The following is a 381-nucleotide window of genomic DNA, read 5'->3' as shown; positions in this document are numbered from 1 at the left end:
AAGCGAGGGCTCAATACCGGCAGCACGATCGGCAGCGTAACTGGGGATGTGCTGATCAATGCCGGAGGCTCGCTGAATGCCGTGGGCAGCGATGTGCTGGCGCGTCAAGGTGACATCACCATGATCGGCCGAGACGTCAACATCGTGGGTGGCTTCGACACCATGCGCCAGCGTGAAGTGCACGAGGTCAAGCAGTCGGGATTCACCATTACCGCAAGTACGCCGGTTGTCAGCGCCATGCAGACCGGCGCACGCATGGCCGAGGCGGCGGGCAAGTCAGGCAATGCCGTTATGGCTGGTCTGGCCGGCGCGACCACGGCGCTTTCGGCGAGCAATTCCTAAGATGCGGTGAAGGCGGCCGGCTCTATTGAAAAATCCAAC

At 61.7% G+C, this 381-nt stretch carries 1 protein-coding gene; it reads left to right on the top strand.

Features of this window, described 5'->3' with window-relative positions:
* On the top strand, positions 1–342 hold a 342-nt coding region (locus R0K30_RS21235), incomplete at its 5' end, for a hypothetical protein (RefSeq protein WP_410612750.1).
* Positions 343–381 lie beyond the last annotated feature (39 nt).

Source organism: Bacillus sp. SIMBA_154, assembly GCF_046536015.1.
Classification (GTDB): domain Bacteria; phylum Bacillota; class Bacilli; order Bacillales; family Bacillaceae; genus Bacillus; species Bacillus pumilus_P.
Note: the sequence above shows the minus strand (reverse complement) of the source record. Positions and strands in the feature narration are given on the sequence as shown.